This window comes from Stenotrophomonas ginsengisoli (assembly GCF_001431485.1).
Taxonomy (GTDB): domain Bacteria; phylum Pseudomonadota; class Gammaproteobacteria; order Xanthomonadales; family Xanthomonadaceae; genus Stenotrophomonas; species Stenotrophomonas ginsengisoli.
Genome location: NZ_LDJM01000045.1, coordinates 25,827 through 49,289, shown reverse-complemented (window position 1 = coordinate 49,289; position 23,463 = coordinate 25,827). Strand labels below are relative to the sequence as shown.

18 protein-coding genes and 1 tRNA gene are annotated in these 23,463 nt (G+C 65.9%); 10 read left to right on the top strand and 9 right to left on the bottom strand.

What is annotated here, in order from left to right:
- Positions 1–30: 30 nt before the first annotated feature.
- The 3 genes from guaB (at position 31) to ABB30_RS14315 (ending at position 5,472) form a co-directional block, all read left to right on the top strand.
- Entirely contained in the window at positions 31–1,491 is a 1,461-nt protein-coding gene (gene guaB / locus ABB30_RS14325) for an IMP dehydrogenase (protein ID WP_057638990.1), read from the top strand.
- Positions 1,492–1,575: 84 nt separating this feature from the next.
- Complete coding sequence (guaA, locus tag ABB30_RS14320; RefSeq protein WP_057638989.1) at positions 1,576–3,141, top strand: glutamine-hydrolyzing GMP synthase; 1,566 nt, start codon at positions 1,576–1,578, stop codon at positions 3,139–3,141.
- A gap of 195 nt (positions 3,142–3,336) precedes the next feature.
- A complete protein-coding gene (locus tag ABB30_RS14315) occupies positions 3,337–5,472 on the top strand; it encodes a putative bifunctional diguanylate cyclase/phosphodiesterase (RefSeq protein WP_057638988.1) in 2,136 nt (711 codons plus the stop codon).
- Positions 5,473–5,482: 10 nt separating this feature from the next.
- On the opposite strand, the gene ABB30_RS14310 is transcribed toward ABB30_RS14315, so the two are convergent.
- Genes ABB30_RS14310 through amaB form a run of 5 tightly spaced genes read right to left on the bottom strand, consistent with a single transcriptional unit; the run spans position 5,483 to position 10,421 of the window.
- Positions 5,483–6,370, bottom strand: a complete 888-nt coding sequence (locus ABB30_RS14310; protein WP_057638987.1) for a DMT family transporter — start codon at positions 6,368–6,370, stop codon at positions 5,483–5,485.
- 14 nt (positions 6,371–6,384) lie between these two features.
- Positions 6,385–7,428 (bottom strand): UDP-N-acetylmuramate dehydrogenase, encoded by a 1,044-nt coding sequence (gene murB, locus ABB30_RS14305; protein ID WP_057638986.1) that lies wholly within the window; start codon positions 7,426–7,428, stop codon positions 6,385–6,387.
- Positions 7,425–8,477: a quinone-dependent dihydroorotate dehydrogenase gene (locus tag ABB30_RS14300; RefSeq protein ID WP_057638985.1), complete on the bottom strand. Its 1,053-nt coding sequence runs from the start codon at positions 8,475–8,477 to the stop codon at positions 7,425–7,427. The genes murB and ABB30_RS14300 overlap by 4 nt, the downstream gene beginning before the upstream one ends.
- Positions 8,478–8,491: 14 nt before the next feature.
- A complete protein-coding gene (locus tag ABB30_RS14295; protein WP_083489896.1) occupies positions 8,492–8,833 on the bottom strand; it encodes a DUF4190 domain-containing protein in 342 nt (113 codons plus the stop codon).
- Positions 8,834–8,888: 55 nt separating this feature from the next.
- Positions 8,889–10,421 (bottom strand): L-piperidine-6-carboxylate dehydrogenase, encoded by a 1,533-nt coding sequence (gene amaB / locus ABB30_RS14290; RefSeq protein WP_057638984.1) that lies wholly within the window; start codon positions 10,419–10,421, stop codon positions 8,889–8,891.
- A gap of 257 nt (positions 10,422–10,678) precedes the next feature.
- Between amaB and ABB30_RS14285 the strand changes: the two genes are divergently transcribed.
- The 5 genes from ABB30_RS14285 to thrC all read left to right on the top strand — a co-directional run bounded on the left by ABB30_RS14285 (position 10,679) and on the right by thrC (position 17,053).
- Positions 10,679–10,755 (top strand) — tRNA-Arg (locus ABB30_RS14285).
- Positions 10,756–10,792: 37 nt separating this feature from the next.
- On the top strand, positions 10,793–11,803 hold the full coding sequence (locus tag ABB30_RS14280) for a DMT family transporter (protein WP_275452403.1): 1,011 nt from the start codon (positions 10,793–10,795) through the stop codon (positions 11,801–11,803).
- A 492-nt stretch (positions 11,804–12,295) separates the two neighbouring features.
- The gene (thrA, locus tag ABB30_RS14275; protein WP_057638983.1) at positions 12,296–14,791 is read left to right on the top strand and encodes a bifunctional aspartate kinase/homoserine dehydrogenase I; all 2,496 of its coding nucleotides are present in this window, start codon (positions 12,296–12,298) and stop codon (positions 14,789–14,791) included.
- Positions 14,788–15,750 carry a homoserine kinase gene (locus ABB30_RS14270; protein WP_057638982.1) on the top strand — a complete coding sequence of 321 codons (963 nt, stop codon included), beginning with the start codon at positions 14,788–14,790 and terminating at the stop codon, positions 15,748–15,750. Before thrA ends, ABB30_RS14270 begins: the two co-directional genes overlap by 4 nt.
- Positions 15,751–15,754: 4 nt before the next feature.
- Complete coding sequence (gene thrC / locus ABB30_RS14265; RefSeq protein WP_057638981.1) at positions 15,755–17,053, top strand: threonine synthase; 1,299 nt, start codon at positions 15,755–15,757, stop codon at positions 17,051–17,053.
- Positions 17,054–17,209: 156 nt separating this feature from the next.
- On the opposite strand, the gene ABB30_RS14260 is transcribed toward thrC, so the two are convergent.
- The gene (locus tag ABB30_RS14260) at positions 17,210–17,941 is read right to left on the bottom strand and encodes a Crp/Fnr family transcriptional regulator (RefSeq protein ID WP_245626516.1); all 732 of its coding nucleotides are present in this window, start codon (positions 17,939–17,941) and stop codon (positions 17,210–17,212) included.
- Between the two features lie 138 nt (positions 17,942–18,079).
- Between ABB30_RS14260 and hisS the strand changes: the two genes are divergently transcribed.
- Positions 18,080–19,480 (top strand): histidine--tRNA ligase, encoded by a 1,401-nt coding sequence (hisS, locus tag ABB30_RS14255; RefSeq protein ID WP_057638979.1) that lies wholly within the window; start codon positions 18,080–18,082, stop codon positions 19,478–19,480.
- A 289-nt stretch (positions 19,481–19,769) separates the two neighbouring features.
- Here hisS and ABB30_RS14250 read toward each other — a convergent pair whose 3' ends face one another.
- The 3 genes from ABB30_RS14250 to ABB30_RS14240 all read right to left on the bottom strand — a co-directional run bounded on the left by ABB30_RS14250 (position 19,770) and on the right by ABB30_RS14240 (position 22,619).
- Positions 19,770–21,155 (bottom strand): peptidoglycan-binding domain-containing protein, encoded by a 1,386-nt coding sequence (locus ABB30_RS14250; RefSeq protein ID WP_083489895.1) that lies wholly within the window; start codon positions 21,153–21,155, stop codon positions 19,770–19,772.
- 25 nt (positions 21,156–21,180) lie between these two features.
- A complete protein-coding gene (locus ABB30_RS15895) occupies positions 21,181–21,819 on the bottom strand; it encodes a lysozyme inhibitor LprI family protein (protein WP_083489894.1) in 639 nt (212 codons plus the stop codon).
- A gap of 164 nt (positions 21,820–21,983) precedes the next feature.
- Complete coding sequence (locus tag ABB30_RS14240) at positions 21,984–22,619, bottom strand: lysozyme inhibitor LprI family protein (RefSeq protein WP_057638976.1); 636 nt, start codon at positions 22,617–22,619, stop codon at positions 21,984–21,986.
- Between the two features lie 519 nt (positions 22,620–23,138).
- Here ABB30_RS14240 and ABB30_RS14235 point away from each other — a divergent pair.
- A complete protein-coding gene (locus ABB30_RS14235; protein WP_057638975.1) occupies positions 23,139–23,450 on the top strand; it encodes a YerC/YecD family TrpR-related protein in 312 nt (103 codons plus the stop codon).
- Positions 23,451–23,463 lie beyond the last annotated feature (13 nt).

Below are 23,463 nucleotides of genomic sequence, written 5' to 3'. Positions count from 1 at the left end.
CGCGCTTCCCCACACATACCGGGTACGCCGATGCTACGCATCCAGGCTGAAGCACTGACCTACGACGATGTCTCCCTCGTTCCGGCCCACTCCACCATCCTGCCCAAGGATGTGGACCTGGGGACCCGCCTGACCCGTGACCTGCGCCTGCGCCTGCCGATCCTGTCGGCCGCCATGGACACCGTCACCGAAGCCCGCCTGGCCATCGCCATGGCCCAGCTGGGCGGCATCGGCATCATCCACAAGAACCTGACTGTCGAACAGCAGGCCATCGAAGTGGCCAAGGTCAAGAAGTTCGAAGCCGGCGTCATCCGCGACCCGATCACCGTGGGCCCGGAAACCACCATCGCCGACGTGCTCGCCCTGACCCGTGCGCACAACATCTCCGGCGTGCCGGTGGTGGACGAGAACGGCCAGCTGGTCGGCATCGTCACCAACCGTGACATGCGCTTTGAATCGGTGCTCAGCGATCCGGTTCGCCACATCATGACCAAGAAGGACCGCCTGATCACGGTCAAGGAAGGCGCTGCTTCGGATGAAGTGCTGCAGCTGCTGCACAAGAACCGCATCGAGAAGGTGCTGGTGGTCAATGACGAGTACAACCTGCGCGGCCTGATCACCGTCAAGGACATCCAGAAGAAGTCCGACAACCCGAACGCGGCCAAGGATGCGGCAACCCGCCTGCTGGTCGGTGCCGCCGTTGGCGTGGGTGGTGACACCGAGCGCCGGGTCGAGGCGCTGGTCGCTGCCGGGGTGGACGTGCTGGTGGTCGATACCGCCCACGGTCATTCGCAGGGCGTGCTGGACCGCGTGGCCTGGGTCAAGAAGAACTACCCGCAGGTGCAGGTGGTCGGTGGCAACATCTGCACCGGCGATGCTGCCCTGGCCCTGTATGACAGCGGCGCCGATGCAGTGAAGGTGGGCATTGGCCCGGGCTCGATCTGCACCACCCGCGTGGTGGCCGGTGTCGGCGTACCGCAGGTCACCGCCATCGACCTGGTGGCCGAGGCACTGCAGGACCGCATCCCGCTGATCGCCGACGGTGGCATCCGCTACTCCGGTGACCTGGGCAAGGCCTTCGCTGCCGGTGCCTCCACCGTGATGGTCGGCGGCCTGCTCGCCGGTACCGAGGAATCTCCGGGTGAAACCGAGCTGTACCAGGGCCGCTCCTACAAGAGCTACCGTGGCATGGGCTCGCTGGCCGCGATGGAGAAGGGGTCCAAGGACCGCTACTTCCAGGACGCCGCCACCGCCGACAAGCTGGTGCCCGAAGGCATCGAAGGCCGTGTGCCGTACCGCGGCCCGGTCGGCGGCATCATCCACCAGCTGATGGGCGGCCTGCGCGCGACCATGGGCTATGTGGGTTGCGCCACCATCGAGGAAATGCGCACCAAGCCCAAGTTCGTCAAGATCAGCGGCGCCGGCCAGCGTGAGAGCCACGTCCATGACGTGCAGATCATGAAGGAACCGCCGAACTACCGCGCCGGCTGATCCATCGCCGAGCCATGAAGGGAAACGCCTGCGTTTCCCTTCTTTTTTATCCCCATTCCATCGCAGTCCCAGGCCATTGCCGTCATGACCAACATCCACAACGACAAGATCCTCATTCTCGATTTCGGTGCCCAGTACACCCAGCTGATCGCACGCCGCCTGCGCGAGTTCGGCGTGTACTGCGAAATCTGGGCCTGGGACCACAACCCGGCCGATATCGCCGCCTTCGGTGCCAAGGGCATCATCCTGTCCGGTGGCCCGGAATCGACCACCGAAGCGGGCTGCCCGACGGCCCCGGCCGAAGTGTTCGACAGCGGCCTGCCGGTGCTGGGCATCTGTTACGGCATGCAGACCATGGCCGCCCAGCTCGGTGGTTCCACCGAAGCGGCCGACCAGCGTGAGTTCGGCCACGCGCAGGTGCGTGTGGTCAGCCCGGATGCCCTGTTTGCCGGCCTGAGCGACCATGACGGTGCCGCGCTGCTGGACGTGTGGATGAGCCACGGTGACCACGTGGCCAGCATTCCGCCGGGCTTTGTCATCACCGCCGATACCGACCGTATTCCGGTGGCCGCCATGGCCAACGAGGAAAAGCGCTGGTACGGCGTGCAGTTCCACCCGGAAGTGACCCACACCAAGCAGGGCACCGCGCTGCTGCGCCGCTTCGCGGTGGACATCTGCGGCTGCGCCACCCTGTGGACCGCAGCCAACATCATCGATGACCAGATTGCCCGCGTGCGCGAGCAGGTCGGCAGCGACGAGGTCATCCTCGGCCTGTCCGGTGGCGTGGATTCCTCGGTGGTGGCTGCCCTGTTGCACCGGGCCATCGGCAAGCAGCTGACCTGCGTGTTTGTCGATACCGGTCTGCTGCGTTACCAGGAAGGCGACCAGGTGATGGCGATGATGGCCGAAAACATGGGCGTCAAGGTCGTCCGTGTCAACGCTGCCGACCGTTACTTTGCCGCCCTGGAAGGGGTGAGCGATCCGGAAGCCAAGCGCAAGATCATCGGCAACCTGTTCATCGAGATCTTCGATGAAGAGTCCAACAAGCTGTCCAATGCCAAGTGGCTGGCCCAGGGCACCATCTATCCGGACGTGATCGAGTCGGCCGGTTCCAAGACCGGCAAGGCCCACGTGATCAAGAGCCACCACAATGTCGGCGGCCTGCCCGAAGACATGAAGCTGGGCCTGGTCGAGCCGCTGCGCGAGCTGTTCAAGGACGAAGTGCGTCGCCTCGGCGTCGAACTCGGCTTGCCGCGTGCCATGGTCTACCGTCACCCGTTCCCGGGCCCGGGCCTGGGGGTGCGCATCCTGGGTGAAGTGAAGCGCGAGTACGCCGAGCTGCTGGCCAAGGCCGATGCGATCTTCATCGACGAGCTGCGCAAGGCCGACCTGTACGACAGGACCAGCCAAGCCTTCGCCGTGTTCCTCCCCGTCAAGTCGGTCGGCGTGGTCGGTGACGCGCGTGCCTATGAGTGGGTGATCGCACTGCGTGCAGTGGAGACCATCGACTTCATGACCGCGCATTGGTCGCACCTGCCGTATGACTTCCTCGGCACCGTGTCCAACCGCATCATCAACGAACTACGCGGCGTCTCGCGCGTGGTCTACGACATCTCCGGCAAGCCGCCGGCAACGATCGAGTGGGAGTGAGCGACAAGCCGCTTCGCTTTGGATGATTGATGACAAGGGCGCCATTGGCGCCCTTGTTGTCTGTGGGAGGGGCATGCCGCCCATAAGGGCAATGATGTTCAGCATCCTGAGCGGGGAGACTTCACCGGCGCTATGCGCGGTGCCGGGCAACATGGCGGCGTTTGACGGGGAAAGTCATGTTTCGGGGGCAAGGTTATGCAGCACAGTGCAGTAGAGCGCCGGGTCGCTGACCGGCGTCAGGGGAGTGCGTGGCTGGCCGCAGCAGACCTTGAGACAAGTGCGTCGCGGGCCCTGCTCGATGCCGGGCCGTGGCCGGCCCTGCTGCTTGATGCACGCACGCTGCAGGTCATTGCCAACCGGCACTGGCAGCAGCATTACGGGCCTGTTTCCAGGCCGGGCCTGCGCGGGGTGCTGGGCAGCCTGCCGCGCAGCTGGTGCAGGCCGTTGCATGGTTTGATGGCGCGGATGTCCGGCCACGGCCAATCGGTGACCGAAACCCTGCAAGTGGAAGGCGCAGCAGGCCAACGCTGGCAGTTGCATCTGCAATTGAACCAGCGCGGGCAGCAGGCCTCGGGCTGGTTGCTGCAGGCAGTACCGCTGGCCTCGCAGGCCGATGCGGGTGATGGCCTGCCGCAGATGCAGGTCCGCCAATCCATGCTCGATGCCTCGGTGGACTGCATCAAGGTGGTCAATGTGGATGGCAGCCTGCGCCACATGAACCGTTCCGGCTGCCTTGCCCTGGGGGTATCGCCGGACGAGCAGGCCTTCGGCATGCCCTGGCTGGACCTGTTACCGGCCGACATCCGTGGCCGCGGCCGGCGTGCTCTGGCACGGGCCCTGGCCGGACGCAACGCGCGCTTTTCCGGCAAGAGTGTGGTCGACGGGCAGGCCGCCCAGTACTGGGACAACCTGCTTACCCCGATGGTCGGCCCCGATGGCCGTGTCAGCGGGGTGCTGTGTGTCTCGCGCAACATCACCGCCCAGCGTGAGGCGGAACTGCGCCTGCAGCGCAGCAGCGAGATCGATGCGCTGACCGGCCTGTTCAACCGCAGTGCCTTCATGCGCCGCCTGCGCCGCTTGACCGGCCGCAGCGGCGGGGGGCGGCCGCTGGGCCTGATGATGATCGACCTGGACCACTTCAAGCACACCAATGACACCCTGGGCCATCCGGCCGGTGACCACCTGTTGCGGGTGCTGGGGCGGCGTCTGGATGCGGCGGTGGGCAGCCAGGGCATGGTCACCCGGCTGGGTGGGGACGAGTTTGCGATCCTGGTCAGCGACATCGACGATGCGCCGGCGCTGGCGCAGATGGCCGAGCGCCTGCGTCTGCTGGCCTACCAGCCGATCCATTACGCCGGCAAGGTGATCAATGGCGGCATGAGCGTGGGCTGCGCGCTGTATCCGCATGATGGTGGCAGCGCCGATGAACTGCTGCGTGCCGCCGACACGGCGCTCAACGACCTCAAGGCCAACGGCCGCGGCGGGGTGCGGATGTATTCCCTGCGCCTGCTCGAGGCGGCAGAACAGGCGGCCGGGCAGTTGCGTCTGGCCCGGCAGATCGTGCGCAACGGCGGGGTGCAGCCGTATTACCAGCCCAAGGTGCGCCTGAGCGACGGTGGCCAGGTCGGTTTCGAGGCGCTGTTGCGCTGGCAGGAACGGCAGGACGGGCAGATGGCCATCAGCTGCCAGATGGATGAGGCTTTCGCCGATTACGAACTGGCCGTGGGCCTGGCCGAGCAGATGCACAACAAGGTGCTGGCCGACATGGCCAGCTGGCAACGGCAGGGGCTGCCGGTGCTGCCGGTGGCCATCAACGCCTCACCGGTGGAATTCCTGCGTGATGATTTTGCCGAAGGCCTGCTTGAGCGTGCCGCCCTGCATGGCATAGCGCCAGCCCTGCTGGAGGTGGAGATCACCGAGCAGGTGCTGGCTGATCGTGGTGCGGCGTTCGTGGTGCGGGCGCTGCACAAGCTCAAGGACGCCGGGGTGCGCATTGCCCTGGATGATTTCGGCACCGGGCATTCCTCGTTGGCCCACCTGCGTGACTACCCGATCCATTGCCTGAAGATCGACCGCAGCTTCATCAGCCGGATGGAGTGCGAGCCGTCGATCCGCGCCATCATCCAGGCCGTGGCCACGCTCGGGCCAAGCCTGCAGATCGACCTGGTGGCCGAAGGGGTGGAGAACATCCGCCAGCGTGAGTTGCTGCTGGCCGCCGGTTGCCGCCTGGGCCAGGGCTTTCTGTATGCACCGGCATTGCCGGCCGCTGCCGTGGCGCAGTGCCTGGGCAAGCTCAACGGCCCGCCCCAGCTGCAGGTGGTGGGCTACTGAGCCGGCCGCGTCATTCGGCCGGTTTGGCCTCGGCACTGGGGCGGCTGCTGGCTGCCTTGCGTGCCAGCACCGCTTCGCGGTGGGCGATGTAGGCATTGGCGCCGAGGATCACCGCTGCCCCGGCCACGGTCCAGGCATCGATTTTCTCACCGAACAACAGCCAGCCCATGGTTGCCACCAGCGGCAACTGGGTGAAGCTGATCGGGGTCAGGGCCGAGACATCGCCCAGGCGCAGGGCGCGCGTCCACAGCACCTGACCGGCGGTGCCGAGCACGCCGGTGGCGGCCAGCCAGAGCCAGGCAACCGGTGCCGGCCAGACCCACTGCAGCAGGGCCGGCAGCAGCGACAGCGGCACCCAGAACAGGTAGGTGTACAACACCACGGTATCGGGTGCATCGATGCGGGTGAGCTGCTTGATCTGGATGGCCACCAATGCGCTGAGGATGGCCGCGGCCACCGGCACCAGCAGGCCGAGGCTGAAATCCTGGTGGCCCGGACGCACGATCAGCAGTACCCCGGCAAAGCCGGCAATCACCGCCGCCCAGCGGCGTACGCGCACCACTTCGCCCAGCCACAAGGCCGCGGCGATGGTGACAAACACCGGGGTGGAGTAGGAGATGGCCACCGCCTGGGACAGGGGCAGGTGGCCCAGGGCCCAGAAGCCGCACAGCATCGAGACCAGGCCGATGCCGGCGCGCAGGGCGTAGCGCGGCAGTTGCTGGGTCTTGAACACCTGCGGGCCGGCATGGATGAGCATCGGCAGCAGGGCCACCAGGCCGAAGGCATTGCGGAAGAAGGCCACCTCGGTGGTGGGAACGTACGCGGTGGCCAGGCGGATGGTCACGGCCATCAAACCGAAGGCCAGGGTGCTGCCCAGCATCAGCCAGGCTGCACGCATGGGCGCGCTTTTGTTCACCACGCAGCCCCGATCAGGCGCGGTTCCGGCTCGATTGCCACGCCGAAGCGGGCCTGCACCCCGGCGGCGATCTGGCGGGCCAGATCGAGCAATTGCGCCCCGCTGGCAGCGCCGTGGTTGACCAGCACCAGGGCATGTTCGGCCGAGACGCCGGCATCGCCCTGGCGTGCGCCTTTCCAGCCGGCCTGTTCGATCAACCAGCCGGCAGAAAGCTTGCGCATCTCCGGGCTGGCAGCCGGGTACAGCGGCATCTGCGGCCAGTCCTGCTGCAGGGCCAGGGCCTGCTCGGCGGTCACGATCGGGTTCTTGAAGAAGCTGCCGGCATTGCCCAGCACGGCCGGGTCGGGCAACTTGCGCTGGCGGATCGCGATCACAGCGTTGGCCACGTCGCGCGCCTCGGGCAGGGTCACGCCCTGGGCCTGCATTTCCTGTTCGATGCCGGCATAGCCGGTACGCAACTCACTGAGCAAGGGCAGGCGCAGCTCGATGGCGGTGATGATCCAGCGGTCCGGCTGCTGTTTGAACACGCTGTCGCGGTAGGCAAACTGGCACTGCTCCGGGGACAGGCGCTGCAGCTGGCCGCTGTGCCGGTCCCAGGCTTCCACCGCATGGATGAAGTCGCCTGCCTGGGCGCCATAGGCACCGATGTTCTGGATCGGGGCGGCACCGGCGGTGCCGGGAATCAGGGCCAGGTTTTCCAGCCCGGACAGGCCCTGGTCCAGGGTCCACATCACCAGCGCATGCCAGACCAGGCCGGCGCCGGCGCGCACGATGGCATGGTCGGCACGGTGCTCGATGATGCCCACGCTGGCATCGTCGATCATCAGTACCACCGCCTGCGGGTCATCGACCAGCAGCAGGTTGGAGCCGCCGCCGATCGGCAGCAGCGCCTTCCCGGCTACTTCCGGTAATGCCAGTGCCTGGCCCAGGGTGGCACTGTCGTGCACGCGCAGCAGGGTGGGGGCGGTGGCGGCAACGCCGAAGGTGTTCAGCGGCTTCAGGGGAACATCGTGCTGCAGGGTCCAGCCGGGCGTGCTCACAGGTGGGCGACCCCGCTGGAAGGGGATTCGCGACGGCGGCGGATCGCATCCACGCACTCGCCGATCAGGGCCGGGCCACGGTAGACCAGGCCGCTGTACAGCTGGACCATGCTGGCACCGGCGCTCATCTTGGCTGCCGCATCGGCACCGGAGCAGATGCCGCCGACGCCAATCAGCGGAATCGCCTCGGGCAGGCGGGTGCGCAGGCGGCGCAGCACCGCAGTGGAGCGGGCCATCACCGGGGCACCGGACAGGCCGCCGGCCTCGTTGGCCAGGGCATGGCCTTCGATGCCGCTGCGCGAAATGGTGGTGTTGGTGGCGATCACGCCGTCCACCTGCAGCTCGCCAAGCACGCGTGCGGCGGCATCGGCATCGGCGTCACTCAAATCCGGCGCCACCTTGACCAGCATCGGCACGCGCTTGCCCAGGCGGGCAGCGAGGTTTTCCTGGCCGTCGCGCAGGCGGCTGACAAGGTCGCGCAGGGCCTGTTCTTCCTGCAGCTCGCGCAGGCCGGCGGTATTGGGCGAGGAAATGTTGACGGTGATGTAGTCGGCCAGTTCGTAGACCTTTTCCAGACACGCCAGATAGTCGGTATGGGCCGACTCGTTGGGGGTGTCCTTGTTCTTGCCGATGTTGATGCCCAGGATGCCGGCATTGCGTTTGGCGCGGCGCACATTGGCCACCAGTGCATCGACGCCGGCATTGTTGAAGCCCATGCGGTTGATCACACCCATGTGCTCGGGCACCCGGAACAGACGCGGGGCCGGGTTGCCGGCCTGCGGGCGCGGGGTCACCGTGCCGATCTCCACATAGCCAAAACCCAGTGCGAACAGGGCATCGATGTGTTCGCCGTTCTTGTCCAGGCCAGCGGCCAGGCCGACCGGGTTGGGGAAGCTCAGGCCGAAGGCCGACGTCACCAGCGGCGCCGGCTTGCTTGCCGCCAGGCCGATCAGGCCACTGCGGTGGGCAAATTCCAGGCTGCGCAGGCCGGCATGGTGGGCCTTTTCGGCATCAAGGCAGAACAGGGCGGGGCGAAGGAGCGAATACATGCGGTACTACCGGTTCAGGCGTTCATGGCAGCCAGTGCTGCCAGACCGCCGAAAAAGAGGATGAAGCAGATCACGCCGATCAGCCACAGGCCGACCGAGATCCAGCCCAGGATCAGCCCGGCCAGGGCCAGGCCATCACCGTCCTGCGGTTGGCGGCGGATCTGGCCGCGGGCGATATGGCCAAAGATGATGGCGCCGATGCTGCCCAGGAACGGGATCAGGGTCCAGCCCAGGATGCCCAGGGTCAGTGCGACCACGGCATAGCCATTGGTGGTGCTGACGGCAGGGGTGTTGACCACGGGGGCCGGCGGCGGGGCGTTGGAGGAGCCGGACGGGGTGGAGGGCACTTCGGTCATTGCGCAGACGCTCCTGGCATAAAGCTCCCGCACCGGGGTGCGGGAGCGGTAGGGCTTACAGGTCGAACTTGATGCCCTGGGCCAGCGGCAGCGAATCGGAGTAGTTGATGGTGTTGGTCTGGCGGCGCATGTAGACCTTCCATGCATCCGAGCCGGACTCACGGCCACCGCCGGTTTCCTTCTCGCCACCGAAGGCGCCACCGATCTCGGCGCCGGAGGTGCCGATGTTGACGTTGGCAATGCCGCAGTCGCTGCCGGCAGCGGACAGGAACTTCTCGGCGGCCTTCAGGTTGGTGGTGAAGATCGACGAGGACAGGCCCTGCGGCACGCCGTTCTGCATGTCGATGGCTTCGTCCAGGCTGCTGTACTTCATCACGTACAGGATCGGGGCGAAGGTTTCGTGCTGGACCACTTCATCGCTGTTCTTCAGGCCGGTGACGATGGCCGGCAGGACGAAGTTGCCCGGGCGGTCGATGGCGGTGCCACCGGTTTCCACGGTGCCGCCGGACGCCTTGGCCTTCTCGATCGAGGCCAGGAACTGCTGCACCGCTTCCGGGCTGTTGAGCGGGCCCATCAGGTTGGCCGCATCCAGCGGGTCGCCGATCTTGCCTTCGACCTGCTTGTAGGCCTTGACCAGGGTGGCCAGCACGTTGTCGTAGATCGATTCGTGCACGATCAGGCGGCGGGTGGTGGTGCAGCGCTGGCCGGCAGTGCCGACGGCGCCGAACACGATGCCCGGCACGGCCAGCTTCAGGTCGGCGGTTTCATCCAGGATGATGGCGTTGTTGCCGCCCAGCTCCAGCAGGCAGCGGCCCAGGCGCTTGGCCACGACCTGGTTGACGGTGCGGCCGACCTGGGTGGAACCAGTGAAGGAAATCAGCGGCACGCGCTTGTCGGCCACCAGCTTTTCCGACAGGGCGGTGCCGGCGTCGTTGATCAGGAAGAAGATGTCCGGGAAGCCGGCTTCGCGCAGGGCTTCGTTGCAGATCTTCATCGAAGCAATGGCGGTCAGCGGGGTCTTGTTGGACGGCTTCCAGATGCAGATGTCACCGCAGATCGCGGCCAGGAAGCTGTTCCAGGCCCACACGGCCACCGGGAAATTGAAGGCCGAGATGATGCCGACCAGGCCCAGCGGCTGGTACTGCTCGTACATGCGGTGGCCCGGACGCTCCGAATGCATGGTGTAGCCGTACAGCATGCGGCTCTGGCCCAGGGCGAAGTCGGCGATGTCGATCATCTCCTGCACTTCACCGTCGCCTTCCGGCTTGGACTTGCCCATTTCCAGCGCGACCAGCGAACCCAGGGCGTCCTTGTGCTTGCGCAGGGCCTCGCCACACAGGCGCACGGCTTCGCCGCGGCGCGGTGCCGGGGTGGTGCGCCAGACCTTGAAGGCTTCCTGGGCACGCGCCACGATGGTTTCGTAGTCAGCCTCGGTGGTGGCCTGGACCTCGGCAATCACCTCCCCGGTGGTCGGGTTGCGCGGGCTGATCACGCCAGCGCCGGTGGCCGGGGACCATTGCCCGTTACCCAGATAGGTGCCGGAATTGGTGGTGTCCAGCCCGAGGGCCTTGAGCAGTTCAAACGACATGGAAACTCCAGATTACGTTACGTAAAGGTCACGCACCCGCGGTGCGTCCGGGGGGAGGCGGCATGTGCCCGCCCATATTAACAGACCACTGAATATGCAAGCCTGATACCCAAACTGATGCCTGTGCAGTGGCGCTGGTCATGCGTGCAGGGCAAGCCGGATATTTCCCTTCATCAGCCGCACTGACCGCTGCCGACACCGGTTATGCGCAAGCGATGGCCCTGATGCAGGGCAAATGTTAGAATCGCCTGCTTCATGGCTCCGTAGCTCAGCTGGATAGAGCGGTCCCCTCCTAAGGGACAGGTCGCACGTTCGAATCGTGTCGGGGCCACCATCCGTACAGGCCGATAGAGCAACCAGCGCAGCGCGCTGTGTCGCCTTCGGCCTGTTCGCATTACGGGGTTGTCAGCGTGATCGACCGCAACAACAGCACGGCGTGGGGTTTGTTCAACGGGGTGTTGGCCGGGGCGCTGTGGGGCATGGTGTTCCTGGCCCCGGCGCTGACCACGGCATTTTCGCCGCTGCAGCTGGCCGTAGGCCGTTACCTGCTCTATGGCGCGGTTGCCCTGGTCCTGCTGTTGCCGCTGTGGCCGGCCCTGCGCGAGCAGGTGGACCGTCGCGCGTGGATTGCCCTGGCCGGGCTGAGCCTGCTGGGCAACCTGGTGTATTTCGTGTTCCTGGCCATGGCCGTGCACTGGGCCGGCGGCGCGGCCGCGGCCCTGATCGTGGGCATGGTGCCGGTGCTGGTGGCGGTGTTTGACGCACGCCGGCCAGGGGTACTGCCGCTGCGCTGGTTGGCGCCAGCCCTGGGCCTGTGCGTGGCCGGCACCGTGCTGGTGGCCTGGGCCGCCCTGGCCAACCCGGCCGGGCATGGCGGGGCGGCGGGCAACGCGGTTGTTCCTGTCGGCCAGCGCCTGCTCGGCCTGGCCTGCGCGCTGGCGGCCCTGCTCAGCTGGACGGCCTATTCGATTGCCAATGTGGTGTGGATGCGCCGCTACCCTGTCATTTCCGGCCACGGCTGGTCCTTGCTGACCGGGGTGGCCACCGGTGGCATTGCCCTGTTGTTGCTGCCCTTGGCGCTGTGGTTGGGGCCGCAGGGGCAGGCACCGGCGCAATGGCTGCACTTTGCCGGTATCTGCGCGTTGCTGGCCATCGGCGCCTCGGTGCTGGGCAATGCCTGCTGGAACCGCGCCACCCGCAGCCTGCCGCTGAGCCTGGGCGGGCAGTTGATCGTGTTCGAGACCCTGTTTGCCCTGTTGTACGGGTTTGTCTGGCAGCAACGCTGGCCGGGCTTGCTGGAGGGGCTGGCCGTACTGCTGCTGGTCGGCGGCGTGGTGCTGGCCGCCCGCGCCCATACGCGCTGGGAGCAGCGCCGCGGCTGATGCGGCTGCGCAATGTGGCCGCTGGCGGGCGGTAGCTGGCACAAGGTGTCGGTCAGCGGTGCAAGGCCGGGATCAGGCCAGAGCGCCTCGCTGGCGACGGCGCGCGGTGGCGATTGTCTGCCGGTAATGGCGGGCAATTGCACGAAGATCGCTGACGATCACATTTGCAACAAAATCGCGGCGTGTTCGCCGATGATCGTGTGCAAATTATTTTGCAATGCAACAGTTGACAGCGCGCAGGCCACTGCGTTTTGCTGCGGGTCATGTCAGCCAATCACGCCCTCGTCCACGCCACTGAACCTGTCTGCGCCCAGCGCAACGGGACCGGTGTGATGTCGGCCGGCATGACCATGACCATTATTACCGTCACCACTTGCCTGGTGCGGCCCGTCGTCTTCGTCTAACCCCCGAAAACTACGGCCCCGCACCGAACCAGGTTGCGGGACTTCCCCAACCAGCGGTGCAGGGCCTCCACAGCAGAGGTCAGTTTCGATGTCATCGCTTGCTGCAGTACCTGCCCAATCCCGCACGGCCGAGGTGGTCGCCCACAAGTTCGGCGGTACCTCCGTGGCTTCGGCCGAGCGTTACCGGCATGTCGCCGGCTTGTTGCTGCAGCGCCAGGAGACCACCCAGGTGGCGGTGGTCTCGGCAATGAAGGGCGTCACCGATGCGCTGATCGAGCTGGCCAACCTGGCCGCCCGTGGTGATGTGCAGTGGCGACAGGCCTGGCAGGCCCTGCGCGAGCGCCACCATCTGGCCGCTACCGAGCTGCTGGGCGAGCAGTCGGCCGACCTGCTGGCCTGGCTGGACGGGCGTTTTGACAAGCTGGCCGGCCTGCTCGAAGCACTGGCGGTGATCGGCGGCCTGCCCGAGGAAGTGCTGGAGCGTGTGCAGGGCCTGGGCGAGGTGTTCTCGGCCCAGCTGTTGGGTGGTTACTTCAACCAGCTCGGCCATGATTGCGCGGTGCTCGATGCCCGCGAGGTGCTGGTGGTGGCCCACGGTGAGCTCGGGGTCAGCGTGGACTGGCAGCGCAGTGCGGCCAATCTGGCAGCCTGGCGCCAGGCCAACCCGCAGTCGCGGGTGGTGGTCACCGGTTTTGTTGCCCGCGATGGCCAGGGCCGCATCACCACCCTGGGGCGCAACGGCAGCGACTATTCCGGCGCCATCTTCGCCGCCCTGTTCGAGGCGGCCGAGCTGCACATCTGGACCGATGTGGATGGCGTGCTCTCGGCCGACCCGCGGGTGGTGCCCGAGGCGGTCACCCTGGACACGCTCAGCTACGACGAGGCCTGCGAGCTGGCTTACTTCGGGGCCAAGGTGGTGCACCCGCAGACCATGAGCCCGGCGATCGCGCGGCAGATGCCGATCGTGATCCGCAACACCTTCAACCCGACCCATCCGGGCACCCGCATCGTCGCCCAGAGCCAGCCCAGCGGGCCGATCAAGGGCCTGACCCTGAGCGAAGGCCTGGCCGTGCTCAACCTGGAGGGCAGTGGCCTGATCGGCGTGCCGGGTACCGCCGAGCGCGTGTTCGCCGCCCTGCGCCATGCCCAGGTGTCGGTGGTGATGATTTCCCAGGGTTCGTCGGAACATTCGATCTGCTGCGTGGTCAAGGCGGCCGATGCCGAGCGTGGCCGCCAGGCCCTGCTGCAGTCCTTTGCCCATGAACTGGGCAACGGCCAGGTGCACCGTGTGCAGCTCACCAATGGAGTCAGCGTGCTGGCGGCGGTGGGCGATGGCATGGCCGGCCAGCCCGGTGTGGCGGCGCGTCTGTTCCAGGCCCTGGGCCAGGCCCAGGTGAACATTCTGGCCATCGCCCAGGGCTCGTCGGAGCGCAATATTTCCGTGGCCGTGGCCAGTGTCGATGCACAGCGTGCACTGCGCGCGGCGCATGCCGGTTTCTGGCTGTCCGAGCAGGCCTTTGCGATCGGGGTGATCGGCCCGGGCAACGTCGGTGCGGCGCTGATCGAGCAGCTGCTCGCGGCCCGCCAGGGCCTGCGTCAACGGGCCAATCTGGACCTGCGCCTGCTGGCGGTGGGCAGCCGCCAGCAGCAGCTGCTGGCAGGTGCGGCACTGGGTGAGGACTGGCGCGAGCAGTTGGCCAGCCAGTCGCAGGGCCTGGACCTGGAGGCCTTTGCCAGCCACCTGTGGGCCAGCAACCTGCCGCACACGCTGATCATCGATTGCTCGGGCAGCTCGCAGGTGGCCGATCACTACGCCGCCTGGCTGGCGGCCGGCATCCATGTGATCACCCCCAACAAGCAGGCCGGTGCCGGCCCTCAGGCGCGCTATGCGGCCATTGCCGCCGCGGCACGGGCCAGCGGTGCGCGCTTCCGCTACGAGGCCACGGTGGGCGCCGGCCTGCCGGTGATCACCACCCTGCGCGACCTGGTCGATACCGGCGACACCCTGCGCAGCATCGAGGGCATCTTCTCCGGCACCCTGGCCTGGCTGTTCAACAAGTACGACGGCAGCGTGCCGTTCTCGCAGCTGGTCAGCCAGGCACGGGGCATGGGCTATACCGAGCCGGACCCTCGCGATGACCTGTCCGGGGTGGATGTGGCACGCAAGCTGGTGATCCTGGCCCGCGAGGCCGGGCTGACGTTGGAGCTGGACGACGTGCAGGTGGAAAGCCTGGTGCCGGCAAGCCTGCGCGATGCGCAGGTGGAGCAGTTCATGGCTCGCCTGCAGGAGGTGGATGCCGTGTTTGCGCAGCGCCATGCCCAAGCGGCGGCCGATGGCAAGGTGCTGCGTTACGTGGCCAGGCTGTTGCCGGGGCAGGGCGCCACCGTGGGCCTGGAGGCGCTGCCGGCCAGCCATGGTTTTGCCCATCTGCGCCTGACCGACAACGTGGTCCAGTTCACCACCGCCCGTTATTGCGACAACCCGCTGGTGGTGCAGGGTCCAGGCGCCGGCCCGGAAGTCACCGCAGCCGGTGTGTTTGCCGACGTGCTGCGGGTGGCTGCCGGGGAAGGGGTGCGTCTGTGAGCCAGCTGTTGCCTTCGGCCTGGTCCAGTGCGTTTGCCCCGGCCTCGGTGGGCAATGTGGCGGTGGGCTTTGACATCCTCGGCCATGCCCTGGGTGGCATCGGCGATACCGTGCATGTGCGGCGCATCGCCGAGCCGGTGGTGCGCATTGCCGCGATCCGTTTTGCCCCGTTTGCGCTGCCCTTGGAGGCTCCCGGCAATACCGCCGGTGCGGCCCTGATCGCACTGCGTGAGCGGCTCGGGCTGGCTCATGGGTTTGAGCTGGTGATCGACAAGGGCATCGCCCTGGGTTCGGGCATGGGCGGCTCGGCGGCCTCGGCCGTGGCCGCGCTGGTGGCGGCCAATGCCTTGCTGGACACGCCATTGAGCCGCGAGCAGCTGTATCCGTTCGCGCTGGTGGGCGAGGCAGTGGCCAGTGGTGGCCAGCATGGCGACAACATCGCACCGATGCTGCTCGGCGGCCTGGTGCTGGCGACGGCCACGGGCATGGTGCCGATCCCGGTGCCCGATGCCTGGCACTGCCTGCTGGTGCATCCGGATGCGGTGCTGGAAACCCGGCAGGCGCGCGCCGTGCTGCAGGGCAATTATGCGTTGGGTGAGTTTGTGGCCCAGAGCAGCCACCTGGCCCAGCTGCTGGCCGGCTGTTACCGCGGTGAGGCGGACCTGGTGCGCGCCGGCCTGGCCGATGTGCTGATCGAGCCACGCCGCGCCGGCCTGATTGCCGGCTTTGCGCCAGCCAAGGCGGCCGCGCTGGCGGCCGGGGCGATGGGGGCGAGCATCTCCGGTGCCGGCCCCAGCCTGTTTGCCTGGTTTGAAGACGCGACGGCGGCACATGCGGCGGCATCTGCGGTGCAGGCCGCTTTTGCGGCGGCCGGCCAGAGCAGCCAGGCCTATGTCTGCCCGATCAATTCTCCCGGCGCGCAGCTGTGCGCCACTGCGCAGGACCTGTCTGATGTCTGAGCCGATGCTGTTTGTTTCCACTCGTGGCCAGAGCCCGGCCGTGGGCCTGTCGGCGGCCATTGCCGCCGGTCTGGCGCCTGATGGTGGGCTGTATGTGCCGCAGGCATTGCCGGCGGCGCGCACGCTGCAAGCCGGGGCCAACCTCGCGGCTACCGCGAGTGAACTGCTGGCGCCGTTTTTTGCCGGTGATGGCCTGCAGGACGAGCTGGCCGCGATCTGTGGCAGTGCCTTTGATTTCCCCGCGCCGCTGCTGCCCCTGGCTACTGCCGGTGACCATGTGCTGGAGCTGTTCCACGGGCCGACCGCGGCGTTCAAGGATTTCGGTGCGCGCTTTCTGGCCCAGTGCCTGTCGCGTCTGCCGCGCCCCGCCGGCCAGCCGCTGACCATCGTGGTGGCCACTTCCGGCGATACCGGTGCGGCCGTGGCGGCTGCCTTCCATCAGGTGCCGGGGCTGGAAGTGGTGGTGCTGTATCCCGATGGCCGGGTCTCGCCGCGCCAGGCCCACCAGCTGGGCTGCCTGGGTGACAACATCCACACCTACAAGGTGGCCGGCAGCTTCGATGACTGCCAGGCCATGGCCAAGCAGGCACTGGCCGATACCGCGCTGCAGGCGCACAAGCCGCTGAGTTCGGCCAACTCCATCAGCCTGGGCCGCCTGCTGCCGCAGATGGCCTATTACGCCCATACCGCCTTGGCGCATCAGGCCGCCACTGGCCGCCCCCTCAACCTGGTGGTGCCCACCGGCAACCTCGGCAATGCGATGGCCGCGGTGCTGGCGCGCGCGCTGGGGGTGCCGCTGGGTCGCATTGCCCTGGCCACCAATGCCAATGCGGTGCTGCCGGCCTTCTTTGCCGGCGGCGATTACGCGCCAGCGGCCAGCGTGGCGACCCTGGCCAATGCCATGGATGTGGGCGCGCCGAGCAACTTCGAGCGCCTGCAGTGGCTGTATGGCGGTGATGTGTCGGTGCTGCGTGGTCAGTTCATTGCCCGCAGTGTCGATGATGCGCAGATCCAGGCCGTGATCGCCCGGCGCTACCGGGAGCAGGGCGAAGTGTTCTGCCCGCATACCGCCTGTGCGGTGGCCGTGCTGGAGCAGCTGCGCAACGAGGGCATTGCCCAGGCAGGGCAGGATTGGGCGGTGGCGGCCACGGCGCACCCGGCCAAGTTCGAGGCGGTGGTCGAGCCGCTGATCGGGCGTGAACTGGCGGTGCCACCGGCGCTGGCCGCGCTGCTGGCGCGCCCGGCACATGCCGAACCGTTGGCGGCGGCTTATGCCGCGCTGCGCGAGCAGTTGCAGGGCTGAGGCCTAGTTGTCCACAGGGGCTGTGGAAATCTTGCGGGGCAACCTTGTGGACAACTGGGTGCAACCCTTGTGCCACCTGGCTCGGAGGTGGGTTGATGAAAAAAACATCAACCCGCTGTCCCTTGCCGCCACGGGCCGGTACCGGCGCCGGCAGGCTTATTCCAGGCCGTCGCTGGCCAGGTTTTCCAGCCCCTCACGGTCGAGGATTTCCACCACGGTCAGGTGGGGCAGGGCGATCAAATTGGACTGGCGCAACTTGGTGAAGGTGCGGCTGACCGTCTCCATGGTCAGGCCCAGATGGTCGGCGATGTCGCCACGGCCCATCGGCAGTGCCACGCGGTTGCCGCTGCCCTGGTGGCGGGCCTGGCGCTCGGCCAGGCGCAGGATGAAATCGGCCAGCTTTTCCGGCGGCTGCATCCGGGCCAAGGCCAGGGCGCTGTCCTGGGCGTTGTCCAGCTCCTGGCAGGCGCGCTGCAGCAGCTTGCGCTCCAGGTGGGTGTAGCGCAGGCGCAGCTCGCGCATCTGGGCCACGCCGACGCGGCAGACGCGGCTGTCGGCAATGGCTTCGATGTCATAGCGGTAGGTATCACTGCCGGACAGACCGACATAGTCTCCGGGCAGCACAAAACCGGTCACCAGGCGACGGCCATCGGCCAGGGTGCGGACCAGACGCAGGGCACCAGCGGTCAAGGTATAGACATGCAGGCGGTCTTCACCGGCGCGCGCCAGGGTGGCGCCGTTGTCTACTGCATAGGAGGTGGTGACCTGTTCCAGCGCATGCACTTCTTCGGCCGACAGGGCCGAGCACACGGCCAGGTGGCGCACCGAACAGTGGATACAGTCGCTGACCGGCGAGCAATCCTTGCCGTTTGCAGGGTTGCCGTTCATCGCGGCATCTGGAGGAGGATGGGGCCAGGACATGTCGCAGGATGCTGTGCAGTTGCGGCCATTCTACTTCATGCTCGGAGCCGGCTGCGGTATTAGAATAGGCGTTCGACCTATTGCACTGTTTGATGGAGTTCTACCGTGATCAAGCCCCGCACGCCCGCCGGCGTCATGGAACTGCTGCCGCGTGAGCAGATTGCGTTTCAGCGCATGCTGGACGTCATCCGCCGCAACTACGAGCGTTTCGGGTTCTTGCCGGTGGAAACCCCGGTGTTCGAGTTGTCCGATGTGCTGCTGACCAAGAGCGGCGGTGAAACCGAGCGCCAGGTGTACTTCGTGCAGTCCACCGGTGCGCTGGCCAATGCCGCCGAGGCCGGTGACAAGAGCACCCCGGAAATGGCCCTGCGTTTTGACCTCACCGTGCCGCTGGCCCGTTATGTGGCCGAGCACGAGCATGACCTGAGCTTCCCGTTCCGCCGTTACCAGATGCAGCGCGTCTACCGTGGCGAGCGCGCCCAGCGCGGCCGCTTCCGCGAGTTCTACCAGTGCGACATCGATGTCATCGGCAAGGACAACCTGTCCATCCGTTATGACGCCGAAGTGCTGGCGGTGATCAATGCCGTGTTCACCGAGCTGCGCATCGGTGACTTTTCGGTGCAGTTGAACAACCGCAAGCTGCTGCGTGGTTTCTTCGAGTCCCAGGGCGTGGCTGACGGTGCACTGCAGCTGGCCGTGCTGCGCGAGGTCGACAAGATCGACAAGCGCGGCCCGGATTATGTGCGCGACACCCTGATGGGCGAAGGCTTCAACCTGCCGGCTGATCGCGTGGCCAAGATCCTGGAGTTCATCGGCGTGCGTTCCACCGGCCATGCCGACGCGCTGGCCCAGCTCGATGCCCTGCTGGCCTCGGCCGATGCCACCGACATGCTGCGCACCGGCGTGGCCGAACTGCGCGAGGTGATCGAGCTGGTGCGTGGCCTGGGCGTGCCGGAAACCGCGTACTGCCTGAACTTCTCCATTGCCCGTGGCCTGGATTACTACACCGGCACCGTGTACGAGACCCAGCTGACCAAGCACCCGGAAATCGGTTCGATCTGCTCCGGCGGTCGTTACGAGGACCTGGCCAGCCACTACACCAAGAGCAAGCTGCCGGGCGTGGGCATTTCCATCGGCCTGACCCGCCTGTTCTGGCAGCTGCGCGAGGCCGGCCTGATCGATGGCATCGCCGCTTCCAGCGTGCAGGCGATGGTCGCCCTGATGGACGAGGCAGCCATGCCGCAATCGCTGGACATCGCCCGTCGCCTGCGTGCCGGTGGCATCAACACCGAAGTGCAGATGGAGCCGAAGAAGATCGGCAAGCAGTTCCAGTACGCAGCCAAGGCGGGCATCCGCTTCGTGGTGTTGGCCGGTGAGGATGAAATCAACCGCGGCGTGGTGGCGGTCAAGGACCTGGTGCGTGAGCAGCAGTTCGAAGTCGCCCGCGAAGAGCTGGCCACCACCTTGCAGGTGGAGCTGGAGCAGGCACGCGCCATGGTGCGCTGACGGGCCATCCGCCATCGGGCCTGGATCCGGTGGCTGGACGCCCTGCAAAAGCCCCCGCGTTGCGGGGGCTTTTGCTTTGCTCGATGGGGAAGTGCATCCCGGACTCCAAACGGCGCCGTTATTGAAGTCGGAAAGGTTTTTGGCGGCATCACGCATGCCACCAGCCGTGTGCAGCACAGGGTGATGTGCAGGAAATCAAGGATTGCTGGCCGTTGGCCGCAGCCGCATGCCCGCTTGCAGCCCGTGCGGTGGCTGATGCAGAAGGCGGGCAGCATCATCTAAGCCTGCCTTACAGTCCGCGTGCGCGGTTGAGCTCTTGATCCTGCTGCTGATGCGGGCTTTGCTGGGGCTGTGCATCGAGCTGTCCGGCCTGGCGGCTGCTGGCTTCCAGCGGCTGCGAGAGCGCATGATTGCATTCGACAGCCGCACGACGTGCGGCCGGATCGTTGCACTGCCCCTGGATGGCGAACACGCCGGTGCCATCCAGGCGCGCCACTACCGAGTCGATCCTGTCCATGCCCGCTGCCTTGCTCGCCAGCACCAGTTGCCCGGCAGTGCGCTCGACCTGCTGGTTGTCGGCAAACAGTGGCTGCAATCCTGCGTGTGCGCGTTGTTTTTCCATCTCCTGCAGCTTTTCCATGGCCTGCTGGAAGCGGGCGTTGTCCGGGCTGGATGCATCGCGCATGTCCGGTCCTGCCGCGTGCTGCGGCTTGGCCTCGGTAGCCACGTCCAGGGCGGCCAGGGTCTTGCTGCCGGCTTTGCCGTCGTCCTTCAGGCCATTGGCACGCTGGAAGGCCTGCACTGCTGCGAAGGTGTCATCGCCGAAGTAGCCGGTACTGGCCAACGGCTTGTCGTCCTGGCCCCGATAGCCCAGGCCAGCCAGTTTTTCCTGCATGGCCCTGACCTCACCGCCGCGCTCGGCTCTGGTCAGCATGCCGTCGGCCATGGCGCTGCGCGTGGATGGATTCCGGGAGGCAGTGTCCTGGCTCAGGGTAACGCGGTCATTGAGCATGTCGCCCAGATACTTCCGGAATTGATCCGGCTCCAGCTCGATATGTGTATGCACCGCCCCCGTGCCTGCGTTGGATTGCTTGATCAACGGGGCGCCGTACTCGACGTAATCGCCGGTCTTGTACGGTGAGCTGCCGCGTTCGCCATGCAGTACCTGGCCCAACAACTCGCGGTCCGGGTGGCCGGCAGGCTGGCTCCAGATGCTCACCGAGTTCCAGGCGTTTTTGTTTATCTCCACAAAGCCGGCAACCGGATTGGGGATCATGATGCTGCGGTAGCCTTTTTCATCAGTAAGGATGAGATCCTTTTGCACGAGTGGTATGCCGTTGCGGTCGCCTGTGATGCGCACGGCCTCGAGATGCCCTTCCATCATTTGTGAAGGTCGGTCGGTCAAGGCTGTATTGCTTGTTAGAACCGCCGCGCGGTTTGTGCGCGGGTGGTGGATCTGCAAGTCGTTGTATGCCTCTTCTCCGGAGGTCCCGCGTGCAATGACCCGATTGAGTGTGTTGTCGGTGTTGCCATATGGCTCGATGACCTGAATGCGTTCGCCAGTTGTAAACGCTGGATCCTGGTGGTTGGCGCGCTGCGATGTGATCGATGGTGTGTCATCCGACTGGGTTTTCCCAGCTATTGTGGTTTTCTTTTGCAGATCGTCATGGTCCATTTGCAGCACTCCTTTGCAATAGGCATCACTTGTTGATCAATTTCTCCAGAGCATCCGTACGGTTGGCGTAGCGGTTGATGCGGCAGGATCGGGCATCCAGCATCTGGCCTTGGCCTTGGGGGGTGAGGTCGAAGCGGCAGTAACGGTCGGTATCGCGTATGTAGGCATCCTGCTCGTCGGCCAGTTCGTCCTTGTATGTGCTGTCCGGGCCATCAGCGATGGTTTCCCATGCATTACGCAAGCGTGCTTGCTGCCAACGGAATTCTTCATCCATACAGGCTTGAATGGCGGGCGTCACGCCGCCGCTGGCGGATACGCAAGTTTCGTACTGCGCCCGCAGGTTGGCCTGGTTGTACGAGTTATCCGGCAGATGCACATCGTCTTCTTCTGCGAGGATGTGCGCGCTGTCTGTGCTTTCCATGGTCGACGGTGATGCGTATTGTCCGGCGGGAGTGGGCGCATCCGGGGATGTCGAAAACTCTGCGGTGGATCGGGTTTTACCCAGTGGGTTGGGCACCACTGCCGTAACTGGTGGGGCTGATATGGCGGCATCAGTCTGCCGGGGCTGACAAGCAGATAGCGTCAAGCTCAGTGCAAGGATCGGCCAGCAGGAAGTGCGCGCGATGACGTGATTGGAAGCATGTGCCCAGTTCAATCCTTGCATCGGTCTGCCTCTAGGGAAGCGTTTGGCAATCAGCAGCCTGCGATGCGCCGCTTGCAGCCTGTGTTCAATAACTGGCGGGTTTGGCTGGTGCCGGTTTTGCGTGCTCTCTTCGCCGTCCAGTCGCCTGATTTTTCTCGCGCTATCATGTGAGATGGGGCCGGTCGCTACATCGGAGCGTTGTGCATCAATGCCTCAAGCGCAGCGGAACGATTGGCGTAGCGATTGGTTAGGCAGGGTTGCGCAGCAATCAATTGGTTTTGATCTTTAGTTATCGGGTCGTAGTGGCATTTTTGGTAGGTGTCACGCATATATATGTGCTGCTCATCGGCCAGTCTGTCTTTGAATGAACTGTCCGGGCCGTTTGCTATAGCTCCCCAAGCCAGGCGTAGCCGCTCATCCTGCCGTTGGAATTCTTCATCCATGCAGGCGCGCAGTGCGGATATATCGGCTCCGCTGGCCGCGACACACTGTCGGTACTGCGGCCGTAGGTTGGCCCGGCTGTAGGAATCATCGGGGCGATACGGATTGCCGTCCGCATCGATCTGGGGGTGGGTTTCGGTTGCCGCGGTGGCGGGAGGCTGGGTGGTCAAGGCTTGGGCTTGATCGCCGGCTGCCGGTGTCGGTTCCGCAGCCGGGGCGGTGGTGGCGATTGTGTTTTCCGCGCGGGGCTGTGAAGTGTCAGCCGACTCGGCCTGTGGTGCGTGGCAGGCTGTCAGCAATACGCTCATGGCAAGCAGCGGCAAGCGGTTGGCACGGGTGGCGGTACGCATGCCGGTGGGGGCGGTTTTCAATCCTTGCATGGCTTTGTCTCCAGGGAAACGTGGCGCGGCGTGTCATGCGGGGCCTGCAGCCTGGCCCCTGCAGTGGGATGAGGTTTGATGGTAACGGCGTGGTGTGGGTGGTCCTGCGATGTAGTTGGCGGATGGGTGATTGGGCAAGGTCAGGAAATATTGCGTTCTTGTATCGGAAATTTCCGGGTGCGTGGCCGCACTGGCAGGATTGGAGGTGTGCCTGACGCACTTGAAGCGTGGCCTGATCCCAGCAGATTTTTGATCAATGCCATGCGGGCGTTTTGGGTGTGGGGCAGGTGTCGACGCGGCCATGATGCTGGCCAACAAGGGTGACGCCAAATCGGGCGTGGTCGTGTTCATCGGCTCGGTGCACTGCATTGCAGTAGGGGCAATCGCCGGAGCGCGGTGCCAAGTGGGACGACATTGGGCTGAATGGACTTCCCGGCCGGCCATGTTGGTGTTAGCCGGGGCATTGACCACTGCTGCATTGCGGCGTAATGTAATAGCACGCTATTACATTGATACAAGATGAAGCCACGTCCCGTCACCACCCCGCAGCGCCCGGATCCGCAGGCGCTGGACAGCCTGGCCCAGGCCATCGGTTCACTGCGCAGTGCCGAGGAAGTGATCGCCTTCCTGCGTGACCTGTGCACGCCGGCCGAGCTGGAGGCGATGAGCGACCGCTGGCGGGTGGTGCCGTTGCTGCGCGATGGCGTGCCGTATCGCGATATCCATCAACGCACCGGGGTCAGTGTGACCACCACCGGGCGCGTGGCGCGCACGCTGGAGCAGGGTCATGGCGGCTATGCCGTTGCCATCGACCGCCTTGCCCCGCGCTGATCCCCCATTCGAT

What these genes read in the sequence shown, in the direction of transcription:
- amaB (WP_057638984.1), bottom strand. Translation starts at nt 10,421, where the DNA reads ATGTCGTTTGAACTGCTCAAGGCCCTCGGGCTGGACACCACCAATTCC.
- ABB30_RS14315 (WP_057638988.1), top strand. Translation starts at nt 3,337, where the DNA reads ATGCAGCACAGTGCAGTAGAGCGCCGGGTCGCTGACCGGCGTCAGGGG.
- guaA (WP_057638989.1), top strand. Translation starts at nt 1,576, where the DNA reads ATGACCAACATCCACAACGACAAGATCCTCATTCTCGATTTCGGTGCC.
- thrA (WP_057638983.1), top strand. Translation starts at nt 12,296, where the DNA reads ATGTCATCGCTTGCTGCAGTACCTGCCCAATCCCGCACGGCCGAGGTG.
- thrC (WP_057638981.1), top strand. Translation starts at nt 15,755, where the DNA reads ATGCTGTTTGTTTCCACTCGTGGCCAGAGCCCGGCCGTGGGCCTGTCG.
- ABB30_RS14235 (WP_057638975.1), top strand. Translation starts at nt 23,139, where the DNA reads ATGAAGCCACGTCCCGTCACCACCCCGCAGCGCCCGGATCCGCAGGCG.
- ABB30_RS14260 (WP_245626516.1), bottom strand. Translation starts at nt 17,941, where the DNA reads ATGAACGGCAACCCTGCAAACGGCAAGGATTGCTCGCCGGTCAGCGAC.
- ABB30_RS14240 (WP_057638976.1), bottom strand. Translation starts at nt 22,619, where the DNA reads ATGCAAGGATTGAAAACCGCCCCCACCGGCATGCGTACCGCCACCCGT.
- ABB30_RS14250 (WP_083489895.1), bottom strand. Translation starts at nt 21,155, where the DNA reads ATGGACCATGACGATCTGCAAAAGAAAACCACAATAGCTGGGAAAACC.
- ABB30_RS14295 (WP_083489896.1), bottom strand. Translation starts at nt 8,833, where the DNA reads ATGACCGAAGTGCCCTCCACCCCGTCCGGCTCCTCCAACGCCCCGCCG.
- ABB30_RS14310 (WP_057638987.1), bottom strand. Translation starts at nt 6,370, where the DNA reads ATGCGTGCAGCCTGGCTGATGCTGGGCAGCACCCTGGCCTTCGGTTTG.
- ABB30_RS14300 (WP_057638985.1), bottom strand. Translation starts at nt 8,477, where the DNA reads ATGTATTCGCTCCTTCGCCCCGCCCTGTTCTGCCTTGATGCCGAAAAG.
- ABB30_RS15895 (WP_083489894.1), bottom strand. Translation starts at nt 21,819, where the DNA reads ATGCAAGGATTGAACTGGGCACATGCTTCCAATCACGTCATCGCGCGC.
- guaB (WP_057638990.1), top strand. Translation starts at nt 31, where the DNA reads ATGCTACGCATCCAGGCTGAAGCACTGACCTACGACGATGTCTCCCTC.